General features: G+C 60.9%; 23 protein-coding genes. 14 read left to right on the top strand and 9 right to left on the bottom strand.

Annotated elements, in window-relative coordinates:
• The first annotated feature begins 29 nt into the window (after positions 1 to 29).
• Positions 30 to 380 carry a VOC family protein gene (locus JYP46_RS04800; RefSeq protein WP_206546319.1) on the top strand — a complete coding sequence of 117 codons (351 nt, stop codon included), beginning with the start codon at positions 30 to 32 and terminating at the stop codon, positions 378 to 380.
• Positions 381 to 403: 23 nt separating this feature from the next.
• Here the strand turns inward: JYP46_RS04800 and JYP46_RS04795 are convergent, their stop codons facing one another.
• Both JYP46_RS04795 and JYP46_RS04790 read right to left on the bottom strand, forming a co-directional pair.
• Positions 404 to 997, bottom strand: a complete 594-nt coding sequence (locus JYP46_RS04795; protein WP_206547713.1) for a pyridoxamine 5'-phosphate oxidase family protein — start codon at positions 995 to 997, stop codon at positions 404 to 406.
• A gap of 40 nt (positions 998 to 1,037) precedes the next feature.
• Complete coding sequence (locus JYP46_RS04790) at positions 1,038 to 1,391, bottom strand: gamma-butyrobetaine hydroxylase family protein (RefSeq protein WP_206546320.1); 354 nt, start codon at positions 1,389 to 1,391, stop codon at positions 1,038 to 1,040.
• Positions 1,392 to 1,569: 178 nt separating this feature from the next.
• On the opposite strand from JYP46_RS04790, the gene moaA reads away from it, so the two are divergent.
• The 10 genes from moaA to JYP46_RS04740 all read left to right on the top strand — a co-directional run bounded on the left by moaA (position 1,570) and on the right by JYP46_RS04740 (position 10,782).
• Entirely contained in the window at positions 1,570 to 2,574 is a 1,005-nt protein-coding gene (gene moaA, locus JYP46_RS04785) for a GTP 3',8-cyclase MoaA (protein WP_206547454.1), read from the top strand.
• Positions 2,575 to 2,991: 417 nt separating this feature from the next.
• Positions 2,992 to 3,912 carry a DMT family transporter gene (locus JYP46_RS04780; protein ID WP_113155407.1) on the top strand — a complete coding sequence of 307 codons (921 nt, stop codon included), beginning with the start codon at positions 2,992 to 2,994 and terminating at the stop codon, positions 3,910 to 3,912.
• Between the two features lie 100 nt (positions 3,913 to 4,012).
• Positions 4,013 to 5,218, top strand: a complete 1,206-nt coding sequence (locus tag JYP46_RS04775; protein ID WP_113155408.1) for a multidrug effflux MFS transporter — start codon at positions 4,013 to 4,015, stop codon at positions 5,216 to 5,218.
• Positions 5,219 to 5,227: 9 nt separating this feature from the next.
• Positions 5,228 to 5,857 carry a molybdenum cofactor guanylyltransferase MobA gene (gene mobA / locus JYP46_RS04770; RefSeq protein WP_222473910.1) on the top strand — a complete coding sequence of 210 codons (630 nt, stop codon included), beginning with the start codon at positions 5,228 to 5,230 and terminating at the stop codon, positions 5,855 to 5,857.
• On the top strand, positions 5,854 to 6,372 hold the full coding sequence (mobB, locus tag JYP46_RS04765) for a molybdopterin-guanine dinucleotide biosynthesis protein B (protein ID WP_206547453.1): 519 nt from the start codon (positions 5,854 to 5,856) through the stop codon (positions 6,370 to 6,372). Before mobA ends, mobB begins: the two co-directional genes overlap by 4 nt.
• Positions 6,373 to 6,777: 405 nt before the next feature.
• Positions 6,778 to 7,563, top strand: a complete 786-nt coding sequence (locus tag JYP46_RS04760; protein WP_113155410.1) for an ABC transporter substrate-binding protein — start codon at positions 6,778 to 6,780, stop codon at positions 7,561 to 7,563.
• Positions 7,564 to 7,732: 169 nt separating this feature from the next.
• Positions 7,733 to 8,446 (top strand): ABC transporter permease, encoded by a 714-nt coding sequence (locus JYP46_RS04755; protein ID WP_113155411.1) that lies wholly within the window; start codon positions 7,733 to 7,735, stop codon positions 8,444 to 8,446.
• Positions 8,443 to 9,267, top strand: a complete 825-nt coding sequence (locus JYP46_RS04750) for an ABC transporter permease (RefSeq protein WP_206547452.1) — start codon at positions 8,443 to 8,445, stop codon at positions 9,265 to 9,267. The genes JYP46_RS04755 and JYP46_RS04750 overlap by 4 nt, the downstream gene beginning before the upstream one ends.
• Before the next feature lie 24 nt (positions 9,268 to 9,291).
• Entirely contained in the window at positions 9,292 to 10,182 is an 891-nt protein-coding gene (locus JYP46_RS04745; RefSeq protein ID WP_224873420.1) for an NAD(P)-dependent oxidoreductase, read from the top strand.
• Between the two features lie 9 nt (positions 10,183 to 10,191).
• Positions 10,192 to 10,782 carry a DUF3299 domain-containing protein gene (locus JYP46_RS04740; protein ID WP_206546325.1) on the top strand — a complete coding sequence of 197 codons (591 nt, stop codon included), beginning with the start codon at positions 10,192 to 10,194 and terminating at the stop codon, positions 10,780 to 10,782.
• Here JYP46_RS04740 and JYP46_RS04735 read toward each other — a convergent pair.
• From JYP46_RS04735 to JYP46_RS04720, 4 genes are all read right to left on the bottom strand, one after another.
• Positions 10,737 to 11,231, bottom strand: a complete 495-nt coding sequence (locus JYP46_RS04735) for an Lrp/AsnC family transcriptional regulator (RefSeq protein WP_113155415.1) — start codon at positions 11,229 to 11,231, stop codon at positions 10,737 to 10,739. The two genes, JYP46_RS04740 and JYP46_RS04735, sit on opposite strands and share 46 nt — an antisense overlap.
• A 100-nt stretch (positions 11,232 to 11,331) precedes the next feature.
• Positions 11,332 to 11,964 (bottom strand): uracil-DNA glycosylase family protein, encoded by a 633-nt coding sequence (locus tag JYP46_RS04730; RefSeq protein WP_244974844.1) that lies wholly within the window; start codon positions 11,962 to 11,964, stop codon positions 11,332 to 11,334.
• 2 nt (positions 11,965 to 11,966) lie between these two features.
• Positions 11,967 to 12,578: a glutathione S-transferase gene (locus JYP46_RS04725; RefSeq protein ID WP_206547451.1), complete on the bottom strand. Its 612-nt coding sequence runs from the start codon at positions 12,576 to 12,578 to the stop codon at positions 11,967 to 11,969.
• Complete coding sequence (locus JYP46_RS04720) at positions 12,565 to 13,191, bottom strand: thermonuclease family protein (protein ID WP_206547450.1); 627 nt, start codon at positions 13,189 to 13,191, stop codon at positions 12,565 to 12,567. The genes JYP46_RS04725 and JYP46_RS04720 overlap by 14 nt, the downstream gene beginning before the upstream one ends.
• A 68-nt stretch (positions 13,192 to 13,259) precedes the next feature.
• On the opposite strand from JYP46_RS04720, the gene JYP46_RS04715 reads away from it, so the two are divergent.
• A complete protein-coding gene (locus JYP46_RS04715; protein ID WP_206547711.1) occupies positions 13,260 to 14,801 on the top strand; it encodes a sensor histidine kinase in 1,542 nt (513 codons plus the stop codon).
• Between the two features lie 14 nt (positions 14,802 to 14,815).
• Here JYP46_RS04715 and JYP46_RS04710 read toward each other — a convergent pair whose 3' ends face one another.
• Complete coding sequence (locus tag JYP46_RS04710; RefSeq protein ID WP_206547449.1) at positions 14,816 to 15,784, bottom strand: nicotinate-nucleotide--dimethylbenzimidazole phosphoribosyltransferase; 969 nt, start codon at positions 15,782 to 15,784, stop codon at positions 14,816 to 14,818.
• A 134-nt stretch (positions 15,785 to 15,918) separates the two neighbouring features.
• Between JYP46_RS04710 and JYP46_RS04705 the strand changes: the two genes are divergently transcribed.
• Both JYP46_RS04705 and JYP46_RS04700 read left to right on the top strand, forming a co-directional pair.
• Positions 15,919 to 16,152 (top strand): DUF1289 domain-containing protein, encoded by a 234-nt coding sequence (locus JYP46_RS04705; protein WP_222473908.1) that lies wholly within the window; start codon positions 15,919 to 15,921, stop codon positions 16,150 to 16,152.
• 2 nt (positions 16,153 to 16,154) lie between these two features.
• Positions 16,155 to 16,856, top strand: coding sequence for a retropepsin-like aspartic protease family protein (locus tag JYP46_RS04700; protein ID WP_206547448.1), 702 nt, complete (start codon positions 16,155 to 16,157; stop codon positions 16,854 to 16,856).
• Between the two features lie 66 nt (positions 16,857 to 16,922).
• Here JYP46_RS04700 and JYP46_RS04695 read toward each other — a convergent pair whose 3' ends face one another.
• Together JYP46_RS04695 and JYP46_RS04690 are read right to left on the bottom strand one after the other, a co-directional pair.
• On the bottom strand, positions 16,923 to 21,455 hold the full coding sequence (locus JYP46_RS04695; protein ID WP_268968694.1) for a DUF7507 domain-containing protein: 4,533 nt from the start codon (positions 21,453 to 21,455) through the stop codon (positions 16,923 to 16,925).
• A gap of 1,813 nt (positions 21,456 to 23,268) precedes the next feature.
• Positions 23,269 to 26,151 (bottom strand): DUF7507 domain-containing protein (locus JYP46_RS04690; RefSeq protein WP_206547446.1); only part of this gene is annotated, 2,883 nt, incomplete at its 5' end.

The following is a 26,151-nucleotide window of genomic DNA, read 5'->3' as shown; positions in this document are numbered from 1 at the left end:
ATTGACGGAGCTTCAAGAGGAAAAACGCCATGAGGGTGAAGCGCATCGTCAGCAACATCGCCGCAGACAGGCCTGAAGCGGCACGCCGCTTTTATGGCGATGTTCTGGGACTGGAAACGCTGATGGATCAGGGCTGGATCGTCACCCATGGCGCAGACGAACAGATGAGCGTTCAGCTCAGCGTCATGTCCGAAGGTGGATCGGGCACGCCCGTGCCCGGTCTGTCGATCGAGGTGGATGATCTCGACGAGGCGCTGCGGCGGGTCGAGGCGGCAGGCTTTCCGATAGAATACGGACCTGCCGACGAGCCCTGGGGTGTGCGCCGTTTCTACACGCGCGACCCCTTCGGCAAGCTCATCAACATCCTCACCCACAAATAGGCAACGGCCCGCCAATCAGCGCGTCACCACATGGTCTGGCGCGCACGCTCCGGCCAATCGCGATCATAGGCCTCGCCGTCGATCTCAGCACGGCTTGTCGCCTGCAGGATCTGGCCGGCCGTTGGCAGGCTCTGCGGATCGACATGGTTTTCAGCGTTCCACAGACCGGACCGGACAATCGCCCGCGCGCACTGAAAATAAATCTCGTCAACCGCAAGCACGATGACCGAACGCGGGGCAGCCTCATCGACCGCAAAGGATGCACACAGACCGGGATCGACCGAGAGCTTCGCACGCCCGTTGACGCGCAGCGTGGTGCCAGATCCGGGAATGAGGAAGAGGAAAGCCACGCGGTCATCACGGATGATGTTGCGCAGGGAATCGGTCCGGTTGTTGCCGCGCCGGTCGGGCATCATCAGGGTGCGGTCATCGTGGATGCGCACGAAACCCGGCCTGTCGCCGCGCGGAGAACAGTCAATGCCTTCCGGCCCGATGGTCGCCAGCGCCACAAAGGGCGAGGCTTCGATCAGCTGCGCATATTCGGGGATGACACGGTCGGTAACCTTGGTCAGCGAGGCCGCGCCCGGCTTACCGTAAAGCGCCTCAAGCGCCTCCATGGAGGCGATGATGTGTTCTTCATTCTCATGCGTTGCAGCGTCATGCGTCACGGCTCAACCCCTTCTCCTCCAATTCATCCAGATACCCCTGCCATTTGGCGTCTTTCTGCGCAGCGAGCTCATGGAGGTAGACCCATGTGAAAATGCCGCTCTGATGCGCATCGCTGAACACGATCCGCACCGCATAATTGCCCACGGGCTCAACCCGGCTGATGGTGACATGCCGCTTGCCGGGAACGGTGACGCGCTGCTCGGGCGAATGGCCCTGCACTTCAGCGGATGGAGAAAGAACCCGCAGCATCTCGGCGGAAAGCTCCGCCGGCTCGGCATCGGGAAACAGAACCGTCAGCAAAGAACGATCCCTGGAAACACGCAATTCCTTGGGTGGTCTCATTGTGCACCGCCTTTCGGCCAACAGACCTATTCAGCTTTGGTTCAACTGAAAAGCCCCGCGATGCGGATTGCCCACGAGAACGGCCCGGTGCTAGTGTCACGGCGCTTGAATTGTCTGCCCCGATCCACGACATGAGAAGGGTGGAAAAATGATCGGAACCGCCAGCGGAAGCGAGCCTATGACGCAGAGCAACATGATCGACCCCTTTGGCCGCGCCATCGACTATCTGCGCGTTTCGGTTACTGATCGCTGCGACTTCCGGTGCGTCTACTGCATGGCGGAAGACATGACGTTTCTGCCCAAGCGCGACCTTCTGAGCCTGGAAGAGCTGGACCGGCTGTGCACCGTCTTCATCGAAAAGGGCGTGCGGCGGCTTCGGCTGACCGGCGGTGAGCCGCTGGTGCGCAAGAACATCATGCATCTGGTGCGGCAGCTTTCGCGCCACCTGAAATCCGGCGCACTCGATGAGCTGACTCTGACCAGCAATGGCTCCCAGCTCGAGCGTTTTGCCACCGAGCTTGCCGATTGTGGCGTTCGGCGTATCAACGTTTCCATCGACACGCTCGATGCGGACAAGTTTCACGCCATCACCCGCTGGGGCAAGCTCGACAAGGTGATGCGTGGCATTGAAGCTGCGGAGGCCGCCGGCCTCAAGATCAAGCTGAACACCGTCGCGCTCAAGGGCTTCAACGAAGACGAAATCCCCGAAATGCTGCGCTGGGCGCATGGACGCGGCATGGACATGACCGTGATCGAGACCATGCCCATGGGCGAGATCGACGGCGACCGGACCGACCAGTATCTTCCGCTTTCGCTCCTGCGCGCACAGCTTGAGAAGCAGTTCACGCTGACCGACATTCCGTTCAAGACGAGCGGACCGGCGCGCTATGTCGAGGTGGCGGAAACGGGCGGCAAGCTGGGCTTCATCACCCCGATGACGCATAATTTCTGCGAAAGCTGCAACCGCGTGCGCATCACCTGCACGGGCATGCTCTACATGTGCCTGGGTCAGGACGATTCCGCCGATCTGCGCGATGCGCTGCGGGCTTCGGAAGGCAATGACCTGCTTGCCGAAACCATCGACAGGGCCATCGCCCGCAAGCCCAAGGGGCACGACTTCATCATCGACCGGCGCACCAACCGCCCCTCGGTCTCGCGCCATATGAGCGTTACTGGCGGCTAAGGTCCCGGACCGAAAGGCGGAACGCTTCTTCGGTCTTTCGCATACTCCATCGTATTCGCGCGATGCATGGTTCGGCTGGCTCACCATGAGGGAAGCAGTTCGTGACAAGGCATCTTGATCAAAGACGTTTCAACGCGATTGGCAGTCAGCGCCCTCCCTCATGGTGAGCCAGCCGAACCAAGCGCGTTGTGAAAATCTTCGTGTGTCTCGCAGGGTGCGTCAGAATGGATCCAGGGCCGGATTCGGGGCGTTTTTCGCGGCCTCAACGATTGCCAAATCAATAAGGTATACTTAGCATCAACACGAGATGTGCGGGGAGCAGATTCGCTTTCGCGCATAACCGTTGAAACTCCTTCGACGTGGAAGCGCCGCCCCGGCGGGCGGTGTGTTTCCACGTGCCTGCATCGCGGGGTAGTCGTGTCCTTTTCGCCGAATGCGCGCGGTGCGCTTTTCATGTGTGTGGCCCTTGCCGGCTTCACCATCAATGATGCTTTGACCAAGCTTGTCGCCGAAGTCATGAACATGGGACAGGTCATGCTTGTGCGCGGCGTCATGGCGACCGCGCTGATGCTTCTGTTCGCGTGGCGCACGAAAGCGCTGCAGCAGCCCAGAGCCATCCTGCACCCCATGGTCGCGCTGCGGGTTGCCGGCGAGACAGGCGCAACGATCTGCTTCCTGTCGGCTCTTGCCCATATGCCCATCGCCAACCTGACAGCGGTCATGCAGGTGCTGCCACTCACCGTCACCATGGGCGCAGCCTTCTTTCTCAGTGAGCCCGTTGGCTGGCGTCGCTGGAGCGCGATTGCCGTGGGCTTTATCGGTATCCTGATCATCATCAGGCCGGGCTTTGACGCCTTCAACGCCTATTCGCTCTATGGCGTGGCGGCAGTTGCCTTCGCGACCATGCGCGACCTGACAACACGCAAGATCCCCGAGGATATCCCCTCATCCCTGATCTCCACCGCCACCGCCGCAGCGGTCACGCTTGCCGGCGCTGTTCTGGTCGTCCCCTATGGCGGCTGGTCGCCGATGAGCAATGCGGATTTCGCAATCCTTGTCGGCGCGACGCTGTGCGTGGTCTGCGGGTATCATTTCATCGTGGTTTCGCTTCGCGTGGGGGAACTCTCCTTCATCGCGCCCTTCCGGTACACGGCGCTGCTCTGGGCCATTGCGCTCGGCATCGTCCTTTTCGGCGACTGGCCGGACTGGGCCATGATCCTCGGCGCAGGGCTGGTTGTCGGTTCCGGCCTCTACACGCTCTATCGCGAACAGATCATCGACAGGGTCAAACCTGCCGCTGAAAGCACAACCCCCAGCATGGCCACGGAGGGCACATGAGGGGCAACAGGCAGTCACAAAAGCGCCTGACCATTGCCAACGAGGCTGTGCACCGCATCTCCGGTCACAGTCTCTGATAAATCAAGGTTCTCAAGACGTTATGGAAAAGCATTTACCCCGCTCTGCCACCCCTCCCCATATCGTCACGCTGGTGATCGCGAGCGCCACCGCCGCTGTCTCCATGAACCTTTTCCTTCCTTCACTGCCCGGAATGGCAGAGTATTTTCAGGCCGACTACAGGGTCGTCCAGCTTGCCGTTTCGCTTTATCTGGCTGCGACCGCCATATTGCAGCTCGGCATCGGCCCCGCCTCCGACCGCTTTGGCCGCCGGCCGGTCATGCTCACCTCTTTCGTCATCTTCATCCTGGCGACTATCGCCGCCCTTGTGGCCCCCAACATCACCATTTTTCTGATCTGCCGGGTGATGCAGGCCTTCGCCGCCGCCGGCATGGTCCTGTCGCGCGCCATCGTGCGCGACACGGTCGGCGCGGACGAAGCGGCAAGCCGCATCGGCTACATCACGATGGGCATGACGCTCGCGCCCATGCTCGGCCCCGTTATCGGCGGCTTTCTGGATGAGCTCTATGGATGGAAGTCCACCTTCTATCTCATTCTGGGCTTTGGGCTTATCTCTTTCGTGGTGGTCTATCTCGACCTCGGCGAGACCCATCACAACCGTTCGACCAGCCTCACCAAACAGCTGAAAACCTACCCCGAACTGTTCCGCGCCCGTCGCTTCTGGGGTTACACCGCCACTGCGGGGATGGCGTCCGGCGCGTTCTTCGCGTTTCTTGGCGGCGGTCCCTATGTGGCCACCGAGATCCTGGGTCTGACGCCATCACAATACGGCCTGTATTTCATCTTCATCTCGGTCGGCTACATGATCGGCAACTTCATGTCCGGTCGCTATTCGCGGCGCATCGGCATCAACCCGATGATGCTCGCCGGCAACATTGTCGCCTCGCTGGGCCTCCTGCTGGCTCTGGCACTGTTCCTTGTCGGATTCTACCATCCAATGTCGCTGTTCGGCCCCTCATTCCTCGTGGGCATCGGAAATGGCATGACCATGCCGAACGCCAATGCAGGCATTGTCAGCGTGCGTCCGCATCTGGCCGGCTCGGCGTCGGGCCTGGGCGGAGCGTTGCAGATCGGCGGCGGCGCGGCCCTTTCCGTTCTCGCCGGCGCTCTCCTTTCACCCGATACCGGCCCCTACCCGCTCATCTGGGTCATGCTGATCTCGTCGTCGCTCGGCATCGTCACATCGCTCTATGTGATTTACGTTGCCCGGCAGGTCGGAGATGTTTGAGGCAGGTACATGAGCATGAGCAAGGGCATTGTCGGGATCATTCTTGCCGGTGGCGAAGCCAGCCGCATGGGCGGCGGCGACAAGGGCATGCTCGCGCTTGCGGAAACCTCGCTGATGGAAACGGTGATCGCGCGGCTTTCCCCTCAGGTCGACCGGCTGGCGCTCAACGCCAATGGCGATCCCGAACGCTTTGCGACACTGGGGCTCGATGTGGTCTCCGACCCGCTGCCAGAGCGCGTCGGCCCTCTGGGCGGCATCCTCGCCGGCCTGCAATGGGCACGGCAAAATGCGCCCGGCGCCACCCACATCGTCACGGCAGCAGCCGACACGCCCTTCTTCCCGGATGATCTGGTGGACCGGCTGGCCGAAGCCGGCGGGAGCGCCAAAACGGTGGCCCTTGCGCGTTCAGGCGAAAGGCTGCATCCGGTTTTCGGGCTCTGGCCTGTGTGCATCGCCGACGATCTCGCCCGACATATCGCCGAAGGCGGAAGCCGCCGTGTCGCCGCCTATGCCTGCGATATCCAGAAGGCGGCAATCGTGGATTTCCCGCAAAGCGCCGAAGGCGATCCATTCTTCAACGTCAACACGCCCGATGACCTTGAACAGGCGCGTGAAAGAAGCAGAAGAGAGAAGTCGTGAATCAGCCCGTATTCGGCATTGTCGGCTGGAAAAATTCCGGCAAGACCACTTTGACCGTCGCGCTCGTTGAGACGCTGACGAAACGCGGCTTCAGGATCGCAACGCTGAAGCATGCGCACCACGATTTCGACATTGATCACGAAGGAACGGATTCGTTCCGCCATCGCCGCGCGGGCGCAGGCGAAATCGCCATCGTTTCTGGCAGGCGCTGGGCGATGATCCATGAACTCACCGATGAAAAAGAGCCAACAATGGAGGAGATGCTGTCACGGCTTTCTCCCTGCGATCTGGTGCTCATCGAAGGCTTCAAGCGCGCCGGCCACCCAAAGCTCGAATGCCGCCGGCGGGCTTCCGACGACAAGGCCTTTCTTGCGGCATCAGACCCGGCAATCGTTGCTGTGGCGGCCGACCACGAAACCGAAGGCGGTGCATTGCCGGTCTTCGACCTTGATGACGTAGACGCCATTGCCGATTTCATCGTCAATCATACGGGAATCGCGCGCAGCGGCGGCTAGGGTCAGAACCCATTAATATGGCCGCAATGGTCGGCCTGATTTGTGCGGATACGCGAAGCAAGACCGCAGGAAGACTTCACGTCTTTCAAGGGTTTGCGACAAAGTAGCCCGTGCAAATCAGGCCGATGCGAAAGACGCTCGATAGACCGGCGACCTGCTGCGTCACCCCCCTTGACCGGGGGAAGACCCCGCTCTGCGGGCGTTTCCTTGCATCTTTTGGTCTATCGAACGCCATTGCGGTCATATTAATGGGTTCTGCCCCTGGGTTCCTGCGCCTTCCTTGCATTGCCTCCCAGCTGTCACCTTTACGGTTGCAATTTGCGGCAAATCGGTGGGAATATCCGGCTTCATGCACCGCCCCGGTCAAAATGGAAGGCGGCACATAATAAGATGAGAGGAACTAGAATGCTTATTTCACGGCGTATCGCGCTCGCCCTGCCCGCAGCCGCTCTGGCGCTCGCAGTTGGCTCGGCCCATGCCCAGGACACGATGAAGCTGAAGATCGGCACCGAAGGCGCCTATCCTCCCTTCAACAACCTGACCGCCGATGGCTCTCTGGAAGGCTTCGACGTGGACATCGCCAAGGCGCTCTGCGCCGAGATGAAGGCGGAGTGCGAGTTCGTAACGCAGGATTGGGACGGCATCATTCCCGCCCTTCAGGCCGGCAAGTTCGACGCCATCATCGCTTCCATGTCGATCACCGAGGACCGCAAGAAGCAGGTCGACTTCTCCAACAAGTATTACAACACGCCGCCGGCGCTCGTTGTGCCGAAGGAATCCGACATCACCGGCACGTCCAGGGAGGATCTGGCCGGCAAGGTGATCGGCGCGCAGGGCGCAACCACCCATGCGACTTTCGCCGAAACAACCTTCAGCGACAGTGACGTGAAGGTTTATCCGACCGCCGAGGAATACAAGCTCGACATGGTGAACGGTCGTCTGGACGCCGTGATCGATGACGTGATCGTGCTTCAGGAGTTCCTCGACAGCGAAGATGGCGCCTGCTGCAAGGTGCTCGGCACGCTTACCCCGGATGAAGCCATCTACGGCCCCGGCATCGGCATTGCCGTGCGTCAGGGCGAGGATGAGCTCCGCGAGAAGCTGAACGCTGCCATCACCGCCATTCGGGAAAACGGAAAATACAAGGAAATCAACGACCAGTATTTCTCGTTCGACGTCTACGGCGATTGAGCGCAGTCATCATGTGTCGATTGACATAGCCGCAGGCGGCCGGACCCGAAAGGTTCGGCCGCCTGTTGCGTATCGGGCGGCGTTTGCTTAAGGGCGCCGTTACCAGAAATGAAATCGCCAATCCGCATGGGGGTGCAGGATCAGGCGGTTCGAGTAAGGATTTTGGGAGATGGAAGGGGTTTGGACCCTTTTGAGTTTCGGCCCTGAGGGCTGGGGCGACAATATCGCCAAAGGCGTTCTGTTGACGGTAACCCTGGCGCTGGCCACCTTACCTCTGGGGCTCGCCATCGGCTTCTTCGTCGCGTTGGGCAAGCGCTCGAACGACAAGGCCTTACGGCTTGCAGCAAACATCTACACGACGATTTTCCGCGGTCTTCCTGAACTGCTGACGCTGTTTCTCGTCTTCTACGGCGCGCAGATCGGCCTGCAGAAGCTCGTGCATTTGTTCAACCCGGACGCCAATATCGAGATCAACGCCTTCGTGGCCGGCATGGTCGCGCTGGGCGCTGTGTTCTCCTCCTATGCCAGCGAGGTTTTCCTTGCGGCGTTTCGGGCGATTCCGGACGGACAATATGAAGGCGGGCATGCCATCGGCCTTTCCAACGGGCAGACCATGCGGCTTGTCATCCTGCCGCAGCTCATCCGTCTCGCCCTGCCCGGCCTGTCCAATCTGTGGCTGATCCTCCTCAAGGACACCGCACTCGTGTCCGTCATCGGCCTCACCGACATCCTGCGCCAGACCGGCATCGCGGCCCGCGTCACCAAGGAGGCGTTCCTGTTCTACGGCATTGCCTGCCTCCTCTATCTCGTCCTCGCCATGCTTTCCTCCATCGCTCTTGGCGCGATCGAAAGACGGACGAAACGCCATGGAGTGCAGCGATGAGCGCGAACGGCACAATTGCGGTGGAACGGCCACCGGAGGTGAAACAGGGCTGGACGCGCGCCCGCATCATCGGCGTCGTTCTGCTCACGATCTGGGCGGCACTTGGGCTCGGCGTCCTGATCTTCATGGTCAACGCCTGGGATCCCGACATCTTCGCCCGCTATGCGCCGCGCTACCTGTCGGGCCTGTGGGTCACGATCCAGCTCGTCGCCGTTTCGGTCATCTGCGGCGCACTGCTCTCCGTTCCCATCGCGCTCGGGCGCATGTCGCGGAACAAGCTGATCGCCGGACTGGCCTATGCCTATGTCTACTTCTTCCGCGGCACGCCGCTTCTGGCGCAGACCTTCCTGATCTATTACGGCCTCGGTTCGTTTCGTCCCGAACTGCAGGCCATCGGTCTCTGGGGCTTTTTCCGCGAGGCATGGTACTGCGCGGCTTTTGCCTTCACGCTCAACACTTCTGCCTATCAGGCGGAAATCCTGCGCGGCGCGGTGGAAAGCGTCGGGCGCGGACAATGGGAGGCTGCTTCGGCTCTGGGGCTTTCAAAACTCCAGACGCTCCGCAAGATCATCATCCCCCAGGCTCTGATCGTGGCGCTGAGGCCCTATGGCAATGAGATCATCCTCATGATCAAGGGTTCGGCCATCGTCGCCATCATCACGGTCTACGACCTGATGGGCGAGACACGGCGCGCCTATGCCCGCACCTTCGACTTCCAGACTTACATCTGGGCCGCCATCATCTATCTTGGCATTGTCGAGGTGCTGCGCAACGCGATCGACTGGATCGAACTCCGCATCACAAAGCATCTGAAGCGCTAGCGCGACCTGCGCCAGCACACGCATATCAAGGGAGAGAATTTCCGAATGGCAGACGTCGCATTCATCGGGCTCGGGGTCATGGGATATCCGATGGCCGCGCATCTTCAAAACAAGGGCGGTCATACGGTCACGGTCTACAACCGCACGGCCGCCAAGGCCCGGAAATGGGTTGAAGAGCATGGCGGCGCGAGCGCGCCGACGCCCCGTGAGGCCGCCGCAGGCAAGGACTTCGTGTTTTCCTGCGTCGGCAATGACGATGACCTTCGCTCGGTGACACTCGGCGAAGACGGCGCTTTCCAGAGCATGAAGGAAGGCGCCATCTTCATCGACAACACCACGGCGTCGGCGGAAGTGGCGCGCGAACTGGCCGAGGCAGCACAAAAGAGCGGGTTTGGCTTCATCGATGCGCCGGTCTCCGGCGGTCAGGCCGGTGCTGAAAACGGTGTGCTTACGGTCATGTGCGGTGGTGACGAAGCCGTCTTCGAGAAAGCGAAGCCGGTCATCTCCTCCTTCGCGCGCATGGTCGGCCTGATGGGCCCGGCCGGCTCCGGCCAGCTCACCAAGATGATCAATCAGATCTGCATTGCAGGCCTCGTTCAGGGGCTGGCCGAAGGCATTCATTTCGGCCAGAAAGCCGGTCTCGATATCGAAAAAGTCGTCGATGTGATCTCCAAGGGCGCTGCCGGTTCCTGGCAGATGGAGAACCGTCACAAGACGATGAACGAAGGCGCATATGAGTTTGGCTTCGCGGTCGACTGGATGCGCAAGGATCTCGGCATCTGCCTCTCCGAAGCCAATCGCAACGGGGCGAGCCTGCCGGTCACGGCGCTGGTCGACCAGTTTTACAAGGACGTGCAGAAGATGGGCGGCAATCGCTGGGACACTTCATCCCTCCTCGCCCGACTGTCAAAATAGGAGCGAGCGATGGCTGGCCGGTTCCGGGTGTTTCATGCAGCGATCCTGAGCCTTCTCGTGACACCGGCCTTCATCCCAACGGCCAGCGCCAGCGCAGTTGAGGCACGAGAGATCGACTGGCCGGAACTCTCCCCCGCCCACGGCAATCCTGATGGGCCCGTGCTTGCAACGGGTCTGGACGGAGAAACGATCAGGCTGTCAGGTTATCTCCTGCCGGCCGATCGCGAGGGCGAACTGGTCTACGCCTTCATGCTGGTCGCGCGGCGCGGCGCTTGCAGCCACATGCAGCAGCCGCCGGCCAATCAGGTCATCCGCGTGGTGCCATCAGAGCCCTACCGGCTCAGTTCCAACTATGAGCCGGTCACGATCACGGGCGCTCTGCGCCCCGGCCTGGAAAAGACGCAGCTTTTCATTCTGGACGGAGCGGCCATCATCGAATCCGGCTACACGATGCGCCGCGCGGAAGTGAGCCCGAACCGGAACGCGCCTGCATGGCGCGACCCGTCACAGGACAATCCGTGGCATCGGGTCACAAGAGGTGCCGAACTTTCCGCTCAGCCGCCGTTAGAGCCGCCGGAATCCTTGTCGAGCACCAGATAATCCAGCGGCAGCTCGGTCGTGTATTTGATCTGCTCCATGGCGAAGGTGGACGAGACATCGCGGATCTCGATCTTGCCGATGAGCTTCTTGTAGAAAGCGTCATAGGCCGCAATGTCCGGCACGACCACGCGCAGCAGATAGTCCACATCGCCACTCATGCGGTAGAATTCGACCACTTCGGGAAACTGCTGGATCACTTCGGAAAAGCGCTTCAGCCATTCATGGCTGTGCATGTTGGTGCGGATCGAGACAAAGACATTGACCCGCGCGTTGATCTTTTCCGGATCAAGCACCGCCACACGCCGGCGAATGACGCCCTCTTCCTCGAGTTTCTGAATGCGCCGCCAGCAGGGCGTCGTCGACAGGCCCACCTTTTTTGCAACATCGGCAACAGCAAGGGTCGAATTTTCCTGCAAGAGGCGCAGGATCTTGCGATCAAGGCGGTCCATGACAAACTCCGGAGAAAATGATTTCCTAAAATGACAGGAGCCACACCGCTAAACAAGAAATTTTTTTGCTCGAAAACTCGAGATTTAGACCGCAGAATTCTCAAACCGGTGAGATAAGCCGATGGATTTCCTCCCGGAGAACGGGCAGCAGATCGCGCTCGAACCAGGGATTCTTCCTGAGCCAGGCAGTGTTGCGCCAGGAGGGATGCGGCAGAGGCAGAACGCGCGGGCTTCGAGGCAGCGCCAATAGCCGCCGCCAGTCACCAACCGTCTCTGTCAGCGTGCGTGAACGCTCGCCCCCCAGATGCCAGGCCTGCGCATATTGCCCGATCACCAGTACGAGTTCGATCTGCGGCATGAGCGCCATCAGCTGCCCACGCCAGGCGGGTGCGCATTCCCGGCGCGGCGGCAGATCTCCGCCTTTCGCATCAAGGCCCGGAAAACAGAACCCCATCGGGACGATGGCAAAACGCGACGGATCGTAGAATGTCGGGCGGTCCACCTGAAGCCAGTCCCGCAGCCGGTCTCCCGAGCGATCATCGAATGGCAGGCCGGACGCGTGAACCCGCGTGCCCGGCGCCTGCCCCGCGATCAGAACACGCGCGGTCGAGGAACCCACCACCACGGGGCGCGGTTCATGCGGGAGGGGTTTGCCCTCGGGATCTTCCACGCAGAGACGGCAGGCGCGGACCTGCTCCAGAAGGGCTGCCAGCGCTCCGTCCTGCATGTCCATGCTCAGGCCTGCGCGCTCGGCCTTCCGGCCACCGTATGATACCAGCGCATCACATGATCGAGCCCATCGGGAATGGAAATCCGCGCCAGCTTCATGAAATCAACGCTTGAGAGCCCGGTAATGTCGGCGATGCTGTAATCATCACCGGCGATGAAAGGCCGGTCAGCGAGTTCAGCATTGAGATAGGTGAGAAATTCCAGCGCCTTGGGCTTGTTCGCCTCACCCCATTCGCCCACCTGCGGCACTTCCCAGTCTTTCATGGCCGGGTGCAGATGGCGAAACGCCTGTGCGATGGGAAAGAACAGGTGCATTTCCACGCGGCGCTGCCACATCTCCACCTGCGCCATGCCGAGCGCCCCCTTGCCGAACAGGGCAGGCTCCGGGTGCAGCGCCTCGAAATACCGACAGATCGCCACCGTCTCGGTGAGAACCGTGCCATCATCAAGCTCCAGCACCGGCAGGCGCTGCAGCGGGTTCAGCCGCGTCAGCGTTTCCGACTTGTGCTCAAGCGCCCCCATGTCCACGGGGACAATCGGCACTTCAATGCCTTTCTCGGCCAGGAATATGCGCACACGCCGTGGATTCGGCGCCCTGCCCCCGTCATAAAGCTTCATCTTGCGTTCCCTGTCCTTCGCCTGAAAACCACTGTCTTACACGTTCCCAGAGGCCGCCGAGCAGGTCATCATCCTGCGACGGAACCTCGCCCTGATGCGCGGCACGCCAGTCGCGCGGCGCATCGAATCCGCCGGCCCAGATGCCCCGGCGCGCGCGGCGCGCCTCCGCCTCGACTGCATCGTAATCGCCATAGGCCATCGCCCAGCCAGCCTCCACGAGCGCATGGCCGATATCCTCTCCATCCACCATACAGCGGGCGAGAAGCCGCTCATAGCGATCACGCTCATATCCCTCGCAAATCACCTCCGCCCGCGCCACCAGCCGCTGCAGGGCGCGAAGCGCCTCACGTCCGCAGGCATAGTTTTGACCATCGCGCGTGCAGGACTGGTTGTATTCCGGCGCATCAATACCCTTGAGGCGGATACGTTCGCCGGACAGGGTGAGCGTATCGCCGTCATGGACGATCACGGCGCCAGTGAGCGTCTCGGTGCTCAGCAACTGAAGCCGGTCAACGAGAAGCGCAATCCCGCCCAGAAGCAGCAGGGTCAGAGCAAGGTCTGCAAGGCGTATGCGCCTGCGACCACGGCGGCGCGTGTATCGACGGCCACTCATTTCCTGAAGGGTCTCTTAATCATTCACGAATAATCTGGGTGGCGAATAGCGGGAATTCGAAACAGGTGATGGTGCCGGAAGCGTCAAAATCGGCCGACAAGTTCGCCGACAAGTTCATTGTGGACCGCACCAAGCCGCATCGCAACAGCAATGTGGGGCTTGCCGTGCGGCGCACGCGTGATCGGCTGTCCCAAAATCTCGGCCCGCCCGATTTCAACCGCGACATGCTCAAACTGCATGCGCGGGCCATCCTCTCCAACGCCATCAAGCCGCCCCTGCTGATCGTTTCAATCTGCGTGGGCGGTCTCTATGCGGGGATCGACGCACAGCGGATTTTCACCTGGGCGTTTGCCTGCCTCGCCTGCTACCTGCCGCTCTTTGCCCTGGCGCATCGCCTCAACCGGCTGCCGGAAAACGAAATCGAGGTCACGCGCACGCGTTATCGCTTATATGCCGCGCATTTCGCCAGCGGCCTCGGATGGGCCTATTTCGCCATCTTACAAGCCCCCGCAGGCGCATTGACGGACCCGGCCGTCATTCAGGGCGCGGTGCTTCTGTTCGTCATCGCGGGAACGGCCATCGTCACCGCATCGCTTGGCGGTGCGCTTGTCGCGGCCTTCGCGCTGCCCGTTTGCCTCTTCGCCTTCACAGTCAGCGCAGAGCCCGACACAGCGAGCATGGTTACGGCGCTGGTTCTCGCCGCATCGCTGCCATTCCTCGCCTATGTGGCGCATCACCGCAATCGCGCGGCTCTGAGACTGCTTGCCTTTGAGAGCGAAAAGAATGCGCTGATCGGAGAACTGGAAACCGCAAAATCCATGTCGGATGAGGCGCGCCGGCGCGCCGAAGAGGCAAATCTCGCCAAGTCGCGCTTTCTCGCATCCATGAGCCATGAGCTCAGAACGCCGCTCAACGCCATTCTCGGCTTTTCCGAGGTCATGGCGAACCAGGTGCTCGGTCCACTCGACAATCCCACCTACCGGGATTACGCAAACGACATTCACACATCCGGCAAACATCTGCTCAGCCTGATCAACGAGATCCTCGATCTTTCGCGCATCGAGGCGGGACGGTACCGGCTGAACGAGGAACCGCTCCTTCTCGGCCCCATCGTGGAAGACTGCTGCCGACTGATGGAGATGAAGGCGCGCGGCAAGGGCATCAGCCTCAGGCTGGAAGTCGAACCGACGCTCTTACGCCTTTTCGCCGACGAGCGCGCCATCCGCCAGATCACGCTCAACCTGCTTGCCAATGCGGTGAAATTCAGCCCCACGGGAAGCGAAGTGCGCATTCGCGTCGGCTGGACGGCCGGTGGCGGGCAGTATCTGGCAATCAAGGACAATGGCCCCGGCATCCCCGACGACGAGTTGGCCGTGGTTCTTTCGGCCTTCGGTCAGGGCTCCATCGCCATCAAGAGCGCCGAACAGGGCACGGGCCTTGGCCTGCCCATCGTACAGGGGCTGACAGCGCTGCATGACGGGGTCTTCGAGCTGAATTCAAGACTGCGCTCGGGCACGGACGCCATTGTCGCCTTCCCCCGCTCGCGGGTGATGGAAGAGCTTCCAGCCGTTCCAAGAGAGCGCAAACGCGCCTCAGGCGGAGCCGCCTGAGGCTGCCTGACAGTTTATCCTAATCGCTTGGCGACTTCAGCCACGCCGCCGGCAAGAGCGGCAGCCGACTTCACGAGACCGACCGCAATCGCACCGGCGCAGCCTTCTTCACCCGAGAACCCGAGATCGAGAAGCGGCGTGAGCTCGAGCTTTTCAGCCGCCCAGATCTCGAGCGAAGAGCCGGCGCCGGCCAGAACGCAATGCGAGATCATGTCCGGCGACAAACGGTAAAGGACGGCGGCGGCAGCAAGCGCCGGCACACCGTCGAGCACCACAGGAATGCCCTGCGCGCGGGCAGCAAGAATGGCGCCGGTCAGAGCCGCGATGTCGCGTCCGCCAAGCCGGCGCAAGGCCTCCAGGGGATCGGCAAGCTGCCCCGCATGGCAGGAAAGCGCGCCTGCGACGATATCCCGGTCAGCGCCATCGACCACATCGGCTCCGCCCTCGAACAGTGCCGTGAGAAGTGCGGATGCAGCCGCCCTCGCCTGCGCACCAACAGCACCAACGCAAAGCAGGTCAACGCCCTCGGCCGTTGCCTCCATGCCGAACGCGATGGTCGCGGCGCAGGAGCGTTCATCCAGAGATGCGCCCTTGCGGATGTCGTCCGCGGGCAGATCGAGCGCAAGGTCGAACACATTCAGCGAAAGGTCGTTCGCCACGCAGAGATGAGAAACCGCAGCCGCTCCGGCAGCAACGGCATCCACGCGCGCACGCTGGGCGGCAAGCGGATCGCCTGCATCTTCCGTCGCAAAGCCATGCGTCGCGGCATAGAGCGCGACACCGGATTTGCCGATCAACGGCGGCACACGGCGGCGCGTGCGCGCAAGCCAGACACCCAGCGTCCTGAGACGGCCCAGCGCCTCACCCGCATAACCCGCCCGGTCGAATGCCAGCGCCATGGCTGTCGCGGCATTGTCGTCAGGCGCTTCGATCTGCTCGAGCAGCGAGCGCACATCGTCGAAAGGCATTCCGGAGAAGGACATGAAATCTGGTTCCCGATTGGTTTCGGCAACGAGATACCCACCACAGCCGCCCGGTGCAATGGTGAATAGACGGGCGCGGCGACTTGCGCCACAGGACGCCATGCCCCATGTCTTGGCAGAACACTGGAAAGACCATGCCTGACATGAAATCGCCCTGCATCCTCGTATGCTCCATCGACCTGACATCGGGACTTTGCTTCGGCTGCGGGCGCACGCGCGAGGAGATCGCCGGCTGGATCGCCATGTCGGACGAGGAGCGCGGCGCAATCATGGACGCACTTCCGGAACGTCTTGAGACGATAGAACGCAAACCACGACGCGAAACCCGGCGGAGCCGGCTCGCACGAACGCGCGCACAGGAGCAATAGCCATGCGGCTTTTCTGGATTGTCATGGCGCTGCTTGGCGGCGGATTGATCCTGCTGATCGCCAATCACGATTCCGGCCGCGTCCTCGGGCTGGAGAACGCCACCTTTGCCGCAACGCTTTATCTCGGGCTCTGGGGCGCGGTCCTGCTGGTCGGCATTCTGGGATCGGGCATGCGGATTGGCGAAGCCGCACGCTCCCTCGCCTTCTGGGTGTTCCTGCTTCTCGCACTCATCGCCGTCTATCAGTATCGCTACGAGCTTCAGGATGTCGCAAGCCGCGTCACGGCCGGCCTCATCCCCGGCAGCCCCGTCTCCATAGTCAGCAGCGAGGGCAATGCCCGGGTCATGGTGGAGCGCTCGGCCAACGGGCATTTCGAGGTGATCGCCGATGTGAACGGACAGGCTCTGCGCATGCTCATCGACACAGGTGCGAGCAGCATCGTTCTGTCCGACGACGATGCGAGACGGGCCGGTTTCGACCCGTCCACGCTGCGTTTTCAGATCCCGGTCGCGACCGCCAACGGCACCGCCATGGTCGCCCGCGCCCGGGCGCAGGAAGTGCGCATAGGCGCCATCGCGCGCAGCGATGTGCCGGTCTACATCGCCCAGCCCGGTCGCCTTGGGCAGAGCCTTCTGGGCATGAGTTTCATCAACACCCTTTCCGGCTTCGAACTGCGCGGCGACCGGATCGTCCTGCAGGACTGACAGGCCGTTGAAGGTCCGACGCATCACGGACCTCATCCAGCAAATCGCCGGAGGAGATCTGGTTTATCAGCGAGAACCCGACAGGACTTTGGCTTCGACTTCCAGCCGATAGCGGGCGCCGACCCTCCGCCATTCCCTGGCAATGTCCTTGCGCATCACCTTGAGACGCTTCTGGGCCAGACGCCTGCCTTCTCCATTTTCCGTATAGACCAGCCTTAGAACCGACGGTTCCTTGTCGAGCAGCTCGACCATCCGGGCAAGGCCAGCCTGCCATTCAGGACGCAGAGCCACCACACCCTCGTCAAAGGCCGCGTCGCTCAGATCAAGCCGCACAACACGACCAACGGAAGCACCGAACAGGAACTTGGAGGCCTTGCCGGCAGTCAGGCGGACGACACGCGGATTCTCCGTCGTGAGACGATAGCCGGAAGGCAGGGAACGCGTGTCGAGCTTCAGAATGTAGTTCGAGCCTATACGGCGATCGGGCAGATCCGCACAGGCGATGTGGAAGCGACCTTCCGCATCCGCCGTCACCAAAAGCCCTTTCACCGTGGCAACCCGAACACCGGCAAGACCGCGCTCCCCATCGTCCTGATACCCGTTGCGGTTCTTGTCATCGAACACCTTGCCGATGATGTCGCCACAATCAAACAGCGGATCAGCCATGACTTCCACCACAGCCGTCGCCACCCCAGACAGCTGCCTGCCATCAAGACTGCTTACCCAAGCCCGGTTGACATGTTTGCCCGTTTTGGCTGCCGCAGCGACGGCGAGATCGAGCGTGATCTCAACAGCACTGTCTTTGGCCAGCGTGACATTTTCGAAGGTAAGCTGCTGGCCCACTGCCACAGGGGTGATGGCCGCACCGTCAAGTCTGGCCGACCCCGGCACAAAACTCAGGCCCGGCGGCATCAGGTCCACGATGTTCACCGTTGTGGAGCCAGGAAGCCCAAGCAGCTTGGCCCGGATCGTATAGGGCACCCTGCCGCCACGGTTAACTTCACTCAGCGATGCCATCTTGCTGATCGCAAACCCCGGCAGTTCGACCAGCGCTTCGACTTCGGGTGCCTTAGCGGTCTGACCTCGCGGCCCCGTCCCCGTCGCCGACGCCGAGTTCTTCACACCGTCTTCAATGCCCTGAGCCGCATTGATGTCGCCCTGCGTCAGCGCATAGCGGGCGGTAAAGCCAGCGCTTTCACCGGCGGCCAGGTCAACGCTCGATGGCGAGAAGGGCGACATGCTGCCGCCACCGGGGTGTCCGTTGAAGCGCGGTCCGGCATCAACCGGCACCACATCCTCAAGGCTCACATTGCTGTCATTCGTCACCGTGAACGTATAGAGGATCGTGTCGCCGGGCTCGGCCAACCCCTGGTCATCGGCTTCATACGCACCGGTCTTGTCAACCGTCAGCACCACGTTCTGCAACAACGGGGTCGCAGTCGGATCATCCGCCTCGCCATCCCCTTCGATATCCGTGTCCGCGATATCCAACGGGTCATCCGAGTGATCCGAAACGGGTGTTCCGCCAACCGCAAGCCCCTGAGCCTTTGCCTTTGCAGTGACCCCGCCGGCATCAATATCCGCCTGCGTAAGAAGATAGGACGCGGTGAAAGTCGTATTGTCCTCCCCGCCAGGCGCAAGGCTGGCAAGCGCACCGCCCGGCACAGCAACCTGGACCTGTGGCTGCGGAGCTTCGGAAGCGCCAGGACTGCTGTTGACCGCCACATCAAACGAGGCCAAGGCGATGTTCTCGACCGTCACATTGCCGGTATTCCTCACCGTAAACGTGTAGTTCACGGGTTCATTCGGATCCGGAAACCCGTTGCTGTTCGAATCAACCCATTCATCATGGAGATCAAGTTCGATAGACGGGTTCAGCGCGAAGGTGAGCGCTGTTTTTTCCCCCGGCTGTCCAGTAGCGGGCCGGCTCTCGACCGTAACCGTGTCACCCTGCGGTTCCATACCGGTGGCGCTGGCGATGTTCTCAAAAACACCGGCGTCGATATCGGCCTGCGTAATCCGGTAGAGCCCCGTCACGCTTGTATCAGCATCCCCGGGCGCAAGAGGCCCTGCAATCGGACTGCCCGAGATATCCGCCTTTTCGTCTTCGATGGAAATATCCGTCAGCGTCACATTTCCCGTGTTGGTAACGGTGAAACGGAACTCAATGAACTCGCCCTTGTCCGGAAAACCATTCTCATTCGTGTCGCTCAGCACAGCTTCCTTGATCACATCAATTGCGCCTTCGGCATCTGCCGTAAAGCTGGTGCTGTCGCCGGGACTGCCGCCCGGCGGACGCGAATCCTGATGGATCGGGTCTCCGTTCGGATCCTCGGCGCTCATCGACGCCACATTGTCCACGCTGCCACTGTCGATGTCCGCCTGCGTCACATCATAGTAACCGGTGATCGTCGTCGCATCGGTCACACCCGGTGCGAGCGTGGCAATCGGACCGCCTGTCAGCGTCGCCCGCGGATCTGTCACCGTCACATTTGAGAGCGTCACATTGCCCGTGTTCTCGACACTGAACGCGTAGTTCAGCCGCTCATCGGCATCCAGGAGCCCATCCCCGTCCGTATCGTCATGCGTCACCGTCTTGATGAAGTCGCTCGACGCGGTCTGCGGAATATCCGTCCGTGTCGGCGTGCCCGCTGCTCCACCCGTCGGATGCGACTGCACCGTCACATCCGCATTGACTGGATCCTTGCCGGTGGCGCTCGCAAGATTGTCCACGTGACCTGCATCGATATCCGCCTGCGACACCGTATAGGTCCCCGTCAGCGTCACCGCGTTCGTGGGACCCGGTGCAAGGGTCGCAATCGGACTGCCCGTCACTGCCGCATGATCGTCACTCAGAACCACATTGGTCAGCGTCACATTGCCGGGATTCGTGATCGTGAACGTGTAGCTGATCGTCCCGTCACCGTTCAGGACAGACGTCTTCAACACATCCAGAGCGCCATCAAATGCAACCGTGAAACTTGTGCTGTCGCCGGGACTGCCGCCCGGCGGGCGCGAATCCTGATGGACCGGGTCTCCGTCGGGATCCTCGGCGCTCATCGACGCCAGATTGTCCACGCTGCCACTTTCAATGTCAGCCTGCGTCACATCGTAATAACCGGTGATCGTCGTCGCATCGGTCACCCCCGGCGCAAGAATTGCAATCGGACCGCCTGTCAGCGTCGCCCGCGTGTCCGTTACCGTCACATTGGAGAGCGTCACATTGCCCGTGTTCTCGATGCTGAACGTGTAGTTCAGGCGCTCGCCCGCATCCAGAAACCCATCCCCGTCCGTATCGTCATGCGTCACCGTCTTGATGAAGTCGCTCGATGCGGTCTGCGGAATATCCGTCCGCGTCGGTGTGCCCGCCGTCCCGCCGGTCGGGTGCGACTGCACCGTCACATCCGCATCGCCCGGATCCTTGCCCGTGGCGCTCGCCAGATTGTCCACATAACCGGCGTCGATCTCCGCCTGCGTCGGCGTATGGGTGCCCGTCAGCGTGACCGCATTCGCGGGACCCGGCAGAAGCGTTGCAATGGGGCTGCCCGTCACAGTCGCGTGATCGTCGGTCAATGCGACATCGGTCAGCGTCACATTGCCCGTATTCTCCACCGTGAAGGAATAGGTAATTGTTCCATCGCCATTCAGAACCGAGGCCTTCAGAACAGAAAGACCGGTCGAAGCGGTTGCCGTAAAACTTGTGCTGTCACCCGCAGTCCCGCCGGGCGGACGTGAGTCCAGCTCAACCGGGTCCCCATTCGGATCCTCGGCGCTCATCGACGCCACATTGTCCACGCTGCCACTGTCGATGTCCGCCTGCGTCACGTCATAATAGCCGGTGATCGTGGTCGCATCGGTCACGCCCGGTGCAAGGCTCGCAATCGGACTGCCTGAGATCGTCGCCCGTGGATCCGTCACCGTCACATTGGAAAGCGTCACATTGCCCGTGTTCTCGACGCTGAACGCATAGTTCAGGCGTTCCCCCGCATCCAGCAAACCGTCATTGTCCGTGTCGACATGCGTCACCGACTTGATGAAGTCGCTCGACGCGGTCTGGGGAATATCCGTCCGTGTCGGCGTCCCCGCCGTCCCACCGGTCGGGTGCGACTGCACCGTCACATCCGCATTGTCCGGGTCCTTGCCCGTGGCCGACGCCAGATTGTCCACGTGACCGGCATCGATATCCGCCTGCGTCACCGTATAGGTTCCGGTCAGCGTCACCGCATTGGCGGGACCGGGCGCGAGTGTGGCAATCGGGCTGCCCGTCACCGCCGCATGATCATCGCTCAGAACTATGTTGGTCAACGTCGCATTGCCCGTGTTCTCTACCCTGAACGTATAGCTGATCGTGCCGTTGCCATTCAGGACGGACGTCTTCAGGACTGTAAAAGAGGGCGTTGGAGGAAACCTCAGCACGATATCTGTGCTGTCATTGCCTGTATCAAAATCATTGTTGGTCGCGTCAGCATCTCCATCCGGCGCAGATCGCCCGAGAACAACGGGTACGGTGTAATCACCCGCCTCAGTGGGCTCTTCGACCACAACAGGAACGTCAAAACTGACCGTCCCCCCGGAAGCGCCCGGTCCGGAAGACGCCATTAGAGGCGTAGCATCAAGGCTACAGGTCACGGTAGAACCGCCCTGTACACAGCCCGCAGGCAGTGCACCACTGGTCGTCCAACCGGCTGGAAGTGTGGCAATTAGCGTAAAGCCATCATCTCCATCGGTCGCTCCGGGCCCATAGTTCGTAGCCGTCATGGTAAAAGTCTGCGTAACGCCATAATCGCTAAAGGGACCAGCCGGAGCAGTCGCAGTAACGCCGATATCAGGCAGGCCGTTGATGACCAGCTCACAGGTGCCATCCTGTTCATCGGCAAGTGCGAATGCATTGCCCCCCGCGCATGAGCCCGCTTCTACATAGGTGTCCGCATTTATTCCCGCCGGTCGCTGCTGAATCCGGGCTCCATAATTGCTGGCGGGCGTGACATAGAGCTCATGGGCGCTTTGGAAAAGCAAAGGGTCATTGTCGCCTGGCAACGCGTAGGCATCTGCAGCGGCTCCATTAGGGAGTACTGTTCCTCCTTGAGCCAAAGCCGTGCTCCAGCCGGCTCCACCAACAGTCTGATCCCATGCAAAATCGCTGAACACCATTGCGGCTGACAGCCTGGCCTGGCCGAAGCGGCCGCAATAAGGGCGGACGCCGTCATAGCCTTCTCCACCACGTTGAGCCGCGTAAGCGGCAAATGCAATGTCAGCATTCCCCCAGCAAAACGGGCCACGACTGGTATGGGGTGCGTTGCCCTCAATCAAGCCGGCATCGAGGCGACCGGAGTTGGAGGCAACATTGAAGTGAATCCATTGTCCGGCTTTCAAATCCAGCCTGGTGCATAAAATGCCAACCTGGCTGGACAAGGCATCGGTATTAGTCTTCCTGTCCCGACCGTAAAATCCCCTGGCAATCATTCCGGTCGGACAAACAGCGGTCCGGATTGCCTGGACCTCGTCATATGCGTAGCCATTCACCCAGAAAGACGATCCCATGGACACAGTCGTGCCATCAGTGGTCACTCTCGAACAAAGAAGGTCTACTCTGGTTGTCATCCCATATCCGGGGGCCCAGCCGACATTGGCCCTGTCGTAGTGTCGCACCCCACGCACAAATGAGCCGGTCGGGCATCGTGTGAGGCCAGTTTGGCCCGTGTTCTTGCCAATTAGGCCACCATTATAAAAACCCGTGATCGCAAACCCTTCACCAGCCTGGGCCCAGCCACCCCCCCCAAAAAAAGCAATGAACAACAAAGCCAGATATGTCAGAATTTTCCTGAAAATGCTTCGTCCCACACCGCCTGCAAAGCCGTTCCGGAGCGTGTTCATGCGGTATTTCATGTTCATGATGACCGACCTATGATACAAATTGCTGAGAAAATGGCGTCCAACTGGTGCGTCCAATCACTGGGAGCGGAGCGTTTTCAAACGGTACCGAACACGCAAAGCGGATTTGCTCCTAAGGAAGCAGGGCCGGTTCCACACCTCACCGAACAGCGGATTCCGGAAGAGCCAAATTCGCTGAAGAGGACGCAGCAACATCTCTGGAAGACGACTGCGCTGGAGTTCGATGCTCGCGCACACCCAGCTGTCGGCGCTCATCAAAAATGAGGAACGACGGTTGGTACGGTCTGTTGCGTGACAACATTGGCAGGCCCTCATCGAACTATCACTTTTTGCTCTAGTCACCACCAGAAGAGCACTTTGGAGGAGCGCGAACGCACTTCGCCCTCAAGTGCAGAGAAACGATGAACGATACATGGCGCCCATATCCCGCGGGCTTCAGTAGTCTGACCGTATAATTACAGTTAGCGCTCAGCGTGCAGCCCTTGAACCACAAGGCTTTTCCCGCTGTTCACAAGACGCCCTACCTGTAGCCGAAAGCACGTTGAGGCCGGTCTGGGAGCGCCCCAAACGCCTGAACGCGAATCTCTATGTCCAGCCGATATCGGGCGCCGGCCCTCCGCCACTTACCGGCAATCCCCTTGCGCACCGCCTTGATGCGCTTCTGGGCCAGACGCCGGCCTTCCCCTGTCTCTGTGTAGACCAGCCGCAGGGACGATGGTTCCTTGTTGAGCAGCTCGATCATCCGGGCAATGCCAGACTGCCATTCAGGGCGCAGCACTGCCCCGCCCTCCTCAAAGGCAGTGTCGCTCAGATCAAGCCGCATGACACGACCAACGGAAGCGCCGAACAGGAACCTCGACGCCTTCCCGGCCGTAAGGCGAACCACCCGCGGGTTCTCAGTCGTCAGACGATAGCCGGAAGGCAGTGAACGCGTGTCGAGCTTCAGGATGTAGTTCGTGCCAATCCGCTGGTCCGGCAGGTCTGCACAGGGGATGTGGAAGCGCCCTTCCGCATCTGCGGTGACCAGAAGGCCTTTCACGGTCGCAACCCGAACGCCGGCCAGACCGGGCTCCCCCCTGTCCTGATAACCATTGCGGTTTCTGTCATCGAACGCCCTGCCTATGATGTCGCCGCAGTCAAACACGGTTTCGACAACGACCTCCACCGCCGCCGTTGCAATGCGCGAGATGGATGTCCCTTCAAGATCCTCCACCCATGCCCGGTTCACATACTCACCAGGCTTGGCCGCAGAGGTTACCAGGAGTTCAAGCGTAATCTCGACAGCCTCGCCCTCTTTCAGGACAATGTCGTTGAAGACAAGCTTCCGCCCCGCGACCACTGGAGCGATGGCCGTATCGCCCAGTCTTGCCGACCCCGGAGCAAAGACCAGCCCGGGCGGCGTCATGTCTACGACATTGACAGTGCTGGAGCCTCGAACGCCAAGCATTTTCACCCGGATCGTGTAAGGCACCCGACTGCCACGGCGCACCTGGCCAAGCGCGGTCGTCTTGCTGACTGCATAGCCCGGAAGCTCGACAACACCTTCAGCCTCCGGCGCCGTGACGCTTTGGCCCTGCGGTCCCGTGGCCGAGGCCGTCGCCGTGTTCTTCACACCATCCTCAACACCCTGTGCAGCAGCGATGTCTCCCTGTGTCAGCGTGTAAGTTGCGGTGAATACCGCACTTTCTCCCGCTCCGAGATCCGCGCCCGGTGGCGAGAAACTCGACATCCGCCCTTTGGCGGGGCGCTCATTGAAGCGAGGTCCGACATCTACCGGGGTCACATCTGACAGGCTCACATTGCCGTCATTCGTCACCGTGAATGTATAGAGGATCGTATCGCCGGGCTGGGCAATAGCCTCGCCACTCCCCTGAAATTCGCCCGTTTTCATCAACGCCAGAGCTGCTTTCTGAGGCAGAACCGTGACAGTCGGATCGTCCGGCTCTTCATCGCCCTCGGTATCGACATCGGTGAAGTCATGCGGGTCGTCCGAGATATCTGAAACAGGCGTGCCGTTCACAGCCACACCAACAGTCTGCGCCGTTGCAATCAGTTTACCGGCATCGATATCGGACTGCGTGAGCAGATAGGATGCGCTGAAGGTCGAAGAGTCCTTGTCTCCCGGCGCCAGACTTGGCAATGTGCCGCCGGAGACGGGAACGAGCGCGCGCAAACGCAACAGCCCCGACGATTTCCTGACGGAAACTGCCGCCACATCGAATGTGTTGATGGTAATGTTCTCAACCGTCTCATTGCCGGTATTCCTGACTGTGAAAGTATATTTCACGGGCTCGGTCGGGTCGGGAAAACCGCTTTTGTCCGTATCGATCCACACACCAACCAGATCGAGTTCAATGAGCGGGGTAAGCTTGAACCTGATCACCGTCGCTTCGCCCGGATTGCCATCTTCGGGGCGAGACTGGGCTGTAACGGTCTCACCGTGCGGATCCTTGCCAGTCGCTGTAGCGACGTTCTCAAATGAACCCGCGTCGATATCCGCCTGCCTGATCGTATAGCTGCCCGTTATCTCGGCCTTGCTGTCTTCCACCGCGATCTCCGACAGAGTGACATTGCCGGTATTCGTGACAGTGAAACGATAATCGATCGTCTCGTTTTTATCGGCATAGCCATTGTCGTTGACATCATTCAACACAGCCACTTTCACGATATCCAGCGCGCCACGGGCCTCAGCCTCGAACTCCGTGCTGCCGCCTGCGGACCCGCCGGGCGGGCGCGACTGCTTCTCGACCGGGTTCCCCTTCGGGTCCTTCGCACTCATCGACGCCAGATTATCCACGCTGCCGCTGTCGATGTCCGCCTGCGTCACATCATAGTAACCGGTGATCGTCGTCGCATCGGTCACGCCAGGCGCAAGCGTGGCAATCGGACCGCCCGTCAGTGTGGCCCGCGTGTCCGTCACCGTCACATTGGACAGCGTCACATTGCCCGTGTTCTTGATGCTGAAGGTGTAGTTCAGGCGTTCATTCACATCCAGCAGACCGTCATTGTCCGTGTCGACATGCGTCACCGTCTTGATGAAGTCGCTCGAAGCCGTCTGCGCAATGTCCGTCCGCGTCGCCGTGCCCGCCGTCCCGCCGGTCGGATGCGACTGCGCCGTCACATCCGCATCGCCCGGATCCTTGCCCTTGGCGCTCGCCAGATTGTCCACATGACCGGCATCGATATCCGCCTGCGACACCGTATAGGTCCCCGTCAGCGTCACCGCATTGGTGGGACCCGGTGCAAGGGTCGCAATCGGACTGCCCGTCACTGCCGCATGATTGTCGGTCAGCGCAACATCCGTCAGCGTCACATTGCCCGTGTTCTCCACCTTGAATGTGTAGCTGATCGTTCCATTGCTGTTCAGGACAGATGTCTTCAGGACCGAAAGACCCGTCGACGC

The sequence above is a fragment of the Nitratireductor aquimarinus genome (assembly GCF_017255295.1).
GTDB classification, from domain to species: Bacteria; Pseudomonadota; Alphaproteobacteria; order Rhizobiales; family Rhizobiaceae; genus Nitratireductor; species Nitratireductor aquimarinus.
The sequence above is the reverse complement of the archived record's forward strand: the minus strand, read 5'-3'. Positions and strand labels throughout refer to the sequence as shown.